The following is a 9364-nucleotide window of genomic DNA, read 5'->3' as shown; positions in this document are numbered from 1 at the left end:
TATCTCCTTCGTCAAGCTCGGCGAGGATGAGTGCCGTGATGGATGGGGATCAGGGGCGGGACTGGATGGGTCGCACGGCGGTGCACTACTGCGCCGTGCGGGGCGATGTCGCCGGCCTGCGGAAGGCGCTGGCGGGTGGGGCGGATTCCAGCCTTGCGGACAAGGCGGGGATGACGCCGTTGCACTTTGCCGCGCAGTCCCAGAGCGCGCTGGCAGCCGAGGTTCTCCTGGCGGCCGGTGCGACCTTGGATACGGGCGACTGCAACGGCAACACCGCTCTCTTCGATGCGGTGTTCAACTATCGGGGTGATCCGTCGACGATCCGGGTGCTGCTGGCGGCCGGAGCCGACCCGGGCCGGGAGAACGCGAAGGGTGTGAGTCCGCGTGCTCTGGCTGATCTGATCGGCAACTACGACGTGGCGGTTCACGTCCCTGGCGCGGGAGCGAACCGGTAGGTCCCCGGTTCGGCTTCCTGCCTAGTCATGACGCTGCTGTTGGACGTGGTTCGTAGAAGGTGCCGTCGCGGAGCATCGCGAAGAGCACGTCGGCCCGTCGTCTCGCGAGGCAGAGCAGGGCTTGGGTGTGGTGCTTGCCCTGGCTGATCTTCTTGTCGTAGTAAGCCCGGGATGCCGGGTCGGCCAGGGCCGCGAACGCTGACAGGAAGAAAGCCCGTTTGAGCTGCTTGTTTCCCCTGCGGGACGGCTGCTCGCCTCGGATCGAGGAGCCCGAACTCCGGGTCGCCGGGGCGAGGCCGGCATAGGCGGCGGACGGGAAGCTGCTGCCATCGCCCACGTCGATGAGGATCCTGGCTCCGGTCCTGACGCCGATCCCCGGCATCGAGGTCAGGACCTTGGAAAGAGGGTGGTTCGCCAGCAGTTCCTCGATCCTCGTCGCTAGGAGTTTGCGCTGGTCGAGGACGGCAGTCAGCGATGTGGCCAGGCTCGGAACGATCAGAGCGGCCGCGTCCGTGCCAGGGACGACCACGGTCTGCTCGTCCAGCGCGGTGAAGATGTCCTCGACCAACCGCTCGGCCATCCGCGGTGCCTTCGGACGTATCAAGGTCACGAGCCGTCGGCGTCCGGCCTTGCGGATCTGGGCCGGGGATCCGAACCGTTCCAGTAGCGTGAGCACGGCCGGGTGCTGGATGCGAGGGCCCAGGACCCGTTCCAGGTGGGGGTGGATCTGTGTCAGCAGGCCACGCAGGCGATTGCTGACGCGGGTGGCTTCGCCGGCCAGGTCGTCGTCGAAGCCGACGATCATCTCCAGCTCGGCGATGGTCTCGTCTTCGAGGTCGACCGAGCGGAGTGTGTGCGGCATGACGCGGGCGGCGTCGGCGATGACGAACGCGTCGCGGGCATCGGTCTTCGCTTCACCCGGGTAGAGGTCGGCGATCCGCCGCATCGTCAGCCCGGGCAGATAGGCGACCGGGCAGCCCATGTCCCTGGCCACGGCCAGCGGCAGGGCGCCGATGGAGGCCGGCTGGTCGACCACGACGAGCACGGTTCCGTGCTTGGCCTTCAGTTTCCCGAAGACCTCGCGGAGCTTGGGTTCGCTGTTGGGCAGCCGCTTGTCGAAGGCCTTCTTCCCGGCCGGGGTGACGGCGGTGGCGTGGTGTTCGCCCTTGCCGACGTCCAGGCCGAGGTAGGCGCCGATGTCGCTGACGTCGATCATGTGCGTCCTCCGGTCGTCTCTTCGCCCGGCCGTCCCACGGCACCGATCGCCACATCCACATTACGAAGAGCCTCCCAAGCCTCCCGGAGGAAGCCGGTGGTCATGCCCCTAATCAGCGGTCTGTCGATGCCTCCGGGCCGGTGACACCACCCCCCAGGCCATACGTTCAACAGGGGGAGAAAGTCATGCCGGCTCCGGAGGCCGGGCGCCCCATTGCGGGGCCACCAAGAAGGTAATGGGGGGGCCGCCGCGAGGGGGACGGGCTCATCGGTGATCGCTGTCGGGTGTCCGGAAGGCGTCGCGCACCGCCTCTGACCCGCCACACCGGCCACGGGGCCGTTTCCGTCCGCGCGGGGCCTGTCTCGCTCTCGGCCGGCGTCGCCCCCGCTCCTGCGGACGAGGGGGCGACCACCTGGACGGCACGGTTGCCGGCGCACCTCCCGGGCGGCTCGTGCCCGGTGGGGCCCTTCGACGTATCGCCCGGTGAGAGCAACGGCGGAGGATACGAGATTCGAACTCGTGAGGGGCTGCCCCCACCCGCTTTCCGCATGTTCGTACGGGGTTCGGGGGCGTATGGGTCTGTCATGACCTGCGGTGGAGTGGGTGACAGGAGGGAGACCGGACGGTGCCGGGCAAGGGTGGATGAGACCAGAACCGAGACCAGGGCGGGTCCGGTCAGACCTTCTTGACGACAACCGTGTCCGGCACCAGCTTCTCCAGGTCGTCCACGTCCGAGGTGAAGACGGTGACCTGACCCTTCTGCAGGCGTGCGATGACAGCGAGCACCGCGTCGATCGCGTCCTTGTGGCCGTGCAGCTTGGCATCCGCCAGCAGGCGGCGGGCCTGGCGGGCTTCGTCCTTCCCGACATCGGCGACCTTGAGCCGGGAGAGCACCCAGTCCCAGCGCTGCTCGGTGGTCCTGCCGTCGTACGCCTCCACCAGCGTCATCGGGGACGTGAGCACCTCGGCTTCACCTCGGGCTGCGATATCGAGCCACGCGATCATCCGCCGGTCGCCGCGCACGGCGAGGGACAGCGCCTCACAGTCGAGTACGAAGACGCGCAACGGCCGCTGCCCGGGCTCACCGGACCGCTTCTTCACGCGGCCTCTCCGGTGCTGTGCGTTCCACCTGCGCGGCGGCGCTCGTGCTCGGCGTCGAGATCCTCCAACTCCTTGAACGCGGCGGTGCTCTCTTCTTCGGTGAGAGGGCCGTGTTCCTCCTGCAGCCAGTCGGCCAGTTCCCGCAGCCGGTCCCGTTCCCGCTTGAAGCGCAGTGCCTCGGCTACGTACGCGGACAGGCCCCGTTCCGCCGCCTCCGCACGGATCTCGTCCAGGAGATCCTCGGGGATCGTCACCGTTACCTTCTTTGTCGTCGCCATATTGCAGACCATACTCCCGGTGCTTGATCCCTTACCGCTGGAGCGGGAATGGGAAGCTCTTGTCTACGGCGACCGCCGCCTGTGCTCGTTGTGCATCCGACTCGGCGAGCATCACCTTGCCGTCTGCCTCGACGATTTGCCGGCGTTTCGCAGGGCCGGCTTCGTCCTGGGGCGCCCGCGGGCAGGCCGGCCGCTGGGCAACGGCCGCCCTGCGAGGCCGGAGCCGCCAGGGGCTTCGCGCCCCGGTTGAGGGGCTGCGGCCGCCGAGAACAGCGCGCCTGGGGTGAAATGTCCTAAACATAGGAAATGAAAGAGACCAGAACTGAGGTCAACGTCGAAGGGCCCCACAGCAAGCTGTGGGCCCCTTCGACGTTAGTGCCCGGTGAGGCACTGGCGGAGGATAAGGGATTCGAACCCTTGAGGGGTTGCCCCCAACACGCTTTCCAAATGTTCGTCCGGGGGCTCGGGGGTGTGTGGAGACGTCCTGACCTGCGGTGAGGCGTGGGGTTGAGTGGTGAACGGACGGTTCTGGACGGAGGTGAATGCGACCAGAACTGCAACCAGCGGACAGCGGGTTCCTCTTGGTCAGACCACTGACTGTGCCGGTCCGTGCCCGGTGCCCACGAGGGCGTGTGTCAGCCGACGGGGTAGCCCTGGGCGAGGGCGGACTTGCGGAAGGCGGGGAGCTTGTCGAGGGGGACGGCGAGGTGGCGCTCGCCGAGGCGGGTGCAGTGGGTGCGGGTGCGGCGGTCGGTGGCGAGGAGAGCCGCGACGGCCGCGTCCGCGCACTCGACGAGGTGCACCGGCCCGGTGTCGCGGACCTGGCCCACCCTGCGGGCGGCGTCGGCCAGCAGGGTGGTGACCGTCTGCGGGAGCGGAGCGGCGGTGGCGTCCAGATGCTGGCGGAGTTCGGCGAGATCGCGGCCCGTGTCGACGGCGGCGAGCAGCGAGGCGGAGGTCAGGGCCCACACGCGGTCACCGGTGCGCTCAGCGAAGGCGTCGAGGAGGAGGGTCTCGGCGGGGGCGAGTCCGTCGAGGGCCACCACGTCGTGGTTGGGGAGCACCTTCAGGCCGCCAGTACTCTTCGGGGCGGTGCCGGCCGGTGCGGGGAGGTAGGTGGCGGTCTGCCCGGTGGCATAGGCTCCGAGCGGGTTGAGGCGGAGGGCGAGAAGGCCGTCGTAGCGGCTGATGCAGTCGGTCCAGTCGGCGCCCCAGTTGTCGCGGTAGTCGTCGCGGGCGCCCACCGGCGGCCGGTGGTCCACGTCGATCAGGCCGAGGACTGCGGCGTACTCGAAGAGCACGGCGAGGGTGTAGCGGCCCTGGAGGAGTTCCCAGTTGTGGAACCCGTCATAGCCGAGACTGCCGTATTCGGGGTCTTCCAGGTAGAGCTTCCACAGGGCGCGCTCACTGCGGGCGATCTTGGGATCGTGACCGGCCTTGCGCATGGTGCGGAAGAGCGTGTCGACGTCGGTCCACTCACCGGGTGCACAGGCGGCCAGGGCCGCGCCGACCTGGGCCCGGCGCGGCTTGACAGCGGTGAGAACGTTCGCCACGCGCTGGCCCTTGATCGCTTCGACCCGGGAGAACTCGTCGATCACGCCGCGGCTGAGCCAGCGCCGCCACAGCAGGGCGAGCGTGTCGTGTGTTGGTTTGGTCAGCGCCGCCCTGCCGTGTGCGGTCAGCGCGAGTTTTCCGGAGGTGAGTTCGGCGAGTCCGCCGGCCTGGAGCAGCAGCGGCCAGGCGAAGGAAGCGATCGGTTCCTCGGCGTAGAAGTCGCCGCCGCTGAGCGCCTCCGCGACCGCCTTGACCGTCGCCGCGGACGGGCGGAGTGTCTTCTCGCTGCAGCGCAGCCTGCCTGCCGCGCACAGCTGAAGCACCGCCTTCAGGTTGGCCTGCGCCTCGTGCTCGGTCGTGCGTACCTGATGCTCGTCGTGGTCGCTGGTCACAGAGGCCCCGTCCCCGGGACGTAGTGGTAGTTGCCTGCGCCGCAGGTCCGCTCCAGCGTGCGTACGATCTTCTGGGCGTCGTCGCGTGGGCCGTTGATGTAGAACGGCTTCCCCTGGCGACCGAAGCCGATCCGCGGGGTGGCCGGGCCGGGCTCGCCGAGGTGTACGGAGACCTGCGCGAAGTCCGGCGCGGGCTCGAAGCCGAAGGTGCGGGCGTAGGCCACACCACCGTGCACGATGCTCTGCGCCTGCTCCAGGCCGATCCGCAGCGCCGGTTGGTCGAACGCCCGGTAGTAGTCGCGTACGTAGGCGTCCAGCGATCCTCCGCCCATCACCTGTGGGCCGACGGTGTCCTTGACACCGAGGCAGTAGACGTCGACCAGGAACCCGCAGACGGTGACCCGGCTGGCACGCTCCTGGCGGGCAATCAGAACCTGGGCGAAACCGGCAACCTCGGGATCCTCGGCGTCGGCACGCGCCCAGTCGGGGGCCTCGGACAGCTCCAGGCCGGTGCTCCAGCCGGCGCTCACCCAGCAGCCCACCACCGGGCGCGCGGTCGGCGCGGCCGTGCTCTGCTGTTCGTGGGCCACCTGGCGCACCAGCGCACTCGCCCGGGCCGGTTTCAGTCCGAGCGCCCGCGCGATCTGCTTCGGTCCGCTGCCCTTCTCCCGCAGCGACCGTACCTGGGACAGCAGCTGCGTGTCGTCGTCGTTCACAGGGCCATTGTTCCGCACCGCCGGGGTGTCAGGTGCGGGGATCGGCTGTTCCCGTTGTCCCCGGAGAGGAGGACGTGCGTGGGCACGCGGGCCCGAGCCGGGTGTTTCCCGGCCGCCCGTCCGTGCCGGGGAAGGCGTTCCCGTACGGGTGAGACGGCCACCCGAGGTCCCGCTGCTCCGTAGAGTCGGGTCGAGGCGACACGACCGCGGGAACAGGGAGGACGGGCTCATGGCCAAAAGTGCGAGGGAGCGGCTGGGCGTGCTGCTCGGCGGGTCGAAGGCGGCGGAGTTCAGCGCCCGGCTCGAAGCACCGGCGGACGGCGTCGGCCTTGAGGTGGCCGGGGTCGGACCGGTGCGTCTGCCACTGCGCGCGCCGCAGGTGAAGAAGCTGATCGCGGTGGCGCGTCCGGCACTGTTCGGCCGGGGGGAGGACACCCTGAGTGACAGCAGTGTGCGCGACACCTGGCAGATCCCGCCGGACCACGTCACGCTGGGCGGCCCGGCCTGGCCGACGCTGCTCGACGGCGCGCTGGAGTACTTCCGGGGCGAGCTCGGGCTCCCCGCGCAGAGCAGGCTGAGGGCCGAGCCGCACGCGCTCCTCGTGTACGGCAAGGGGCAGTTCTTCCTCCCCCACCAGGACTCGGAGAAGGACGACGCCATGGTGGGCACGCTGGTGCTGTCGCTGCCCTCGGCACACACCGGCGGCGAACTGGTTATCGGGCACGCCGGGCAGAGCCGGACCTACCGCGCGTCGAAGACGGAGCTGAGCCTGGTGGCCTTCTACGCCGACTGCCCGCACGAGGTGACACCGGTCAGGAGCGGCTACCGGGTGACCCTCACGTTCAACCTGCTGGCCGAGCGAGGGGCCCCGGAGCGGGAGGCCGGCCCGCTCGACGACATGGCGCACTGCCTGGAGCAACACTTCAACGCACCGGCCAGGCCGCGCTACGGCGGCCAGGACCTCGATCCGCCCCGTCGTCTTGTCTACCTACTCGATCACGAGTACACCCAGCGGGGTCTCGGCTGGGACCGGCTCAAGGGCGCCGACGCGGAGCGTGCAGCGCTGCTGCGCGCCGCGGCTGCCCAGGCGGGGTGCGAGACGGTACTCGCCCTCGCCGAGGTGAAGGAGACCTGGGACGCCACTTCGGCTGGGTACGACCCCTGGGACGACTACGGCTACGAAGAGGAGGACGAAGACGAAGAGGGAGTGGGAGCAGCCGCGGTTGACGGCGCGGGTGCCGACGAGGACTACGAGCTCGGCGAGCTGATCGACGACGAGATCACCCTCGGCTGGTGGACCGGTCCGGATGGCGCCGACGGCGAGCAGATCTCGCTGTACGTCCGCGACTACGAGAGCTGCGCCAGTACCCCGAGTGCGGACCTGAAGCCCTATGACTCCCAGTACGAGGGCTACATGGGCAACTACGGCAACACGCTGGACCGCTGGTACCGGCGGGCCGCGGTCGTGGTGTGGCCACGAGAGCGGGCCTTCGCGGCGCGCGGCGAGGCCGGATCGCGGTGGGCACTCGAGGAACTGCAGGCCCGTATCACCAAGGGCGACCGGGACGGCGCACGCGCCGCGGCAGAGTCCCTCGCGCCGTTCTGGAAGGGCAGTGGTGTACAGCCCGGGCAGCTGAAGAGCGCGCTGCGGGTGGCCGAGGGCCTTCAGGCGCCCGGGACCGCCGCGATGCTCCTTGAGCCGTTCCGGATCGACGCGCTCACTCCGGAACACGCGGACGACCTGGCCGCGGTGGCGAAGCGGTACGGCGTCCCGTGGCTGGGCCAGGTCACCGAGGGCTGGTTCGGCGGCGCGCAGAACCGCTTCGAGGAACACCGGTACGACTGGACCGAGCGGCTTCCCCAGCTGTGCGCGGCGCTGCGCTCCGCCCGGAGTCCGGCGGTGGCCCAGCTGCTGTTGACCGGGGCCTGGACCCAGGTGGACGGTGAGCTGCGGCTGTGGGCCGAAACCGGGCCGGCCGAGATCCGCCGCGCGCAGTTGGAGCGGCTGAGCCTGCCGCTGCTGCGCATCCTGGAAGCGGCCGACGCGAAGCTGCGCGGCCGGATCATGGCAGCGTTGCGTTCTTGCCCGGACACGGTCCTCGAGTGCCTGCTGCCGATGCTGCGCCACGCGGCGCAGGAACAGACGGCGGGCGAGCCGCGGGCGGCGGGGCTCGAAGCGGTGGCGCGGGAGTGCGGGGACCGGCTCGGCGCGATCGCGCGGCGGGCGCCGCGCGCCGCGGACGACTGGTCGGTGGCGTGGACCGGATGCGGCTGCGAGCTGTGCGGCACCCTGGGTGCGTTCCTCGGCTCCCGGTCGCGGCGGACGCTGGAGTGGCCGCTTGCGAAGGAGGGGCGGCGGCACGTGCACAGCAGGATCGACACGGCCGAGCTGCCCGTAGGCCATCAGACCAGGCGGCAGGGACGCCCGTACACGCTGGTGTTGACGAAGACCGAGGAGCTGTTCTCGCGCGAGCGGGCGACCCGCCGCCAGGCCGGCGCCGACCTGACCTGGCTGGCCTCGATATGGAACCTTTCCGGCGAGGTCGGAGTTGAGCCGGGGCCGTAACACGTGGCGTGGTGCCAACGGCTACTGATCTCGGCCAGGCACCGTGCGACCAGTGGTTTTCTCGGCCGGTGTTTGCGATCTGCACACAACGATTCGCCGACATTGCTCTACGCAGCGACTTGTTCGCACTTCCTGATCGGCGGCCGAGTCATCGTGGAGTGCCGGGCGGCGAAGCGTTTCGAGCCACGAGAGGCAGCCCTCTGATAGCCACGTGCCGGCCCGGTCTCCATGACAGTGGGGTGCGCGGGCTCACCTCGTGATCGAGAGGCGGATGAGAACGCTGCGGAGATCGATGTCGCCGCGGCCTCCCGGTACCCTCCGAGCCTTCCTGTACATCTGCTACATTCATGACGTGAGTGAACCAGTGATCGAATCCATGGCGGATGTCCGCAGTCACCTGGCTGACGTCATCGATCGCGCCCGCCGGGAGGACACTCCGACGATCATCACTCGGCGGGGCAAGCAGGAAGCCGTCGTGATCGACATCCAGGAGTACCAGCGCCTGCGTGAGATCGCGGAGAACGCCGAAGAGGCGTGGCTCAACCAGCTGGCCGACGAAGCCGAGTCCGAGGGTGCGGAGGGGTCGGTCTCGCTCGAAGAGATGGCTGCCCTGCTACGCGCTCAGCAGGGTTGACCTCATGGGGTACGTCACGCGCTTCACGCCGCACGCTCAGCGGGGCATGTTCAAGGTTCCGCGCCCTGACGCCCTGCGCATTCTGTACCGCCTCGCCGAACTCCAGAAGGCGCTGGACGCCGGTGACATCGCCTCCTTCGACATCAAAGCCCTCCAGGGGCACAGTGCCCGCTGGCGGCTCAGGGTCGGCGACTACCGCGTCGTCTACACCGTTGAGGACGGTCAGCTGATCGTGTGGGTCCTGGCCGTCGGCAATCGCCGCGACATCTACCGCCAAGTTCCATAGGCCCTCCGCAGTGCAGGTTGGTGCCGACTGCCCGCCGGGGGTCGCGGGGGCGTGCGCCTGCCTGTTTGTCGAGATGTCCTGAATGTCGCCTGTAGGCGCAACCAAAACGTAAGCATTCAGAAGGAATGGGCCTGATCGGTGACGGTCGGTGAGAGCGCCTGGTCAG

Annotated in this window: 9 protein-coding genes; 4 read left to right on the top strand and 5 right to left on the bottom strand. The window is 69.4% G+C overall.

What is annotated here, in order from left to right; all coding sequences use genetic code 11:
* The coding region (locus ACFP2V_RS02875) for an ankyrin repeat domain-containing protein (RefSeq protein ID WP_381204844.1) at positions 1-455 on the top strand (455 nt) is incomplete at its 5' end.
* Between the two features lie 25 nt (positions 456-480).
* On the opposite strand, the gene ACFP2V_RS02870 is transcribed toward ACFP2V_RS02875, so the two are convergent.
* The 5 genes from ACFP2V_RS02870 to ACFP2V_RS02850 all read right to left on the bottom strand — a co-directional run bounded on the left by ACFP2V_RS02870 (position 481) and on the right by ACFP2V_RS02850 (position 5712).
* Entirely contained in the window at positions 481-1671 is a 1191-nt protein-coding gene (locus ACFP2V_RS02870; protein WP_381204842.1) for an IS110 family RNA-guided transposase, read from the bottom strand.
* A gap of 675 nt (positions 1672-2346) precedes the next feature.
* On the bottom strand, positions 2347-2772 hold the full coding sequence (locus ACFP2V_RS02865; protein ID WP_381204840.1) for a hypothetical protein: 426 nt from the start codon (positions 2770-2772) through the stop codon (positions 2347-2349).
* Positions 2769-3050, bottom strand: coding sequence for a ribbon-helix-helix domain-containing protein (locus ACFP2V_RS02860; RefSeq protein ID WP_381204838.1), 282 nt, complete (start codon positions 3048-3050; stop codon positions 2769-2771). The genes ACFP2V_RS02865 and ACFP2V_RS02860 overlap by 4 nt, the downstream gene beginning before the upstream one ends.
* Positions 3051-3685: 635 nt before the next feature.
* Positions 3686-4996 (bottom strand): helicase-associated domain-containing protein, encoded by a 1311-nt coding sequence (locus ACFP2V_RS02855; protein ID WP_381204836.1) that lies wholly within the window; start codon positions 4994-4996, stop codon positions 3686-3688.
* The gene (locus tag ACFP2V_RS02850) at positions 4993-5712 is read right to left on the bottom strand and encodes a hypothetical protein (RefSeq protein ID WP_381204834.1); all 720 of its coding nucleotides are present in this window, start codon (positions 5710-5712) and stop codon (positions 4993-4995) included. Before ACFP2V_RS02850 ends, ACFP2V_RS02855 begins: the two co-directional genes overlap by 4 nt.
* 229 nt (positions 5713-5941) lie before the next feature.
* Here ACFP2V_RS02850 and ACFP2V_RS02845 point away from each other — a divergent pair, with 229 nt between their 5' ends.
* The 3 genes from ACFP2V_RS02845 (at position 5942) to ACFP2V_RS02835 (ending at position 9198) form a co-directional block, all read left to right on the top strand.
* Positions 5942-8278 carry a 2OG-Fe(II) oxygenase gene (locus tag ACFP2V_RS02845; protein ID WP_381204832.1) on the top strand — a complete coding sequence of 779 codons (2337 nt, stop codon included), beginning with the start codon at positions 5942-5944 and terminating at the stop codon, positions 8276-8278.
* 376 nt (positions 8279-8654) lie between these two features.
* Entirely contained in the window at positions 8655-8912 is a 258-nt protein-coding gene (locus tag ACFP2V_RS02840; RefSeq protein WP_181446599.1) for a type II toxin-antitoxin system Phd/YefM family antitoxin, read from the top strand.
* A gap of 4 nt (positions 8913-8916) precedes the next feature.
* Positions 8917-9198, top strand: a complete 282-nt coding sequence (locus tag ACFP2V_RS02835) for a type II toxin-antitoxin system RelE family toxin (RefSeq protein WP_381204830.1) — start codon at positions 8917-8919, stop codon at positions 9196-9198.
* The last annotated feature ends 166 nt before the right edge of the window (positions 9199-9364 follow it).

The organism is Streptomyces incanus, from assembly GCF_042656345.1.
GTDB classification, from domain to species: domain Bacteria; phylum Actinomycetota; class Actinomycetes; order Streptomycetales; family Streptomycetaceae; genus Streptomyces; species Streptomyces incanus.
This window is presented reverse-complemented; position numbering and strand designations above follow the sequence as displayed.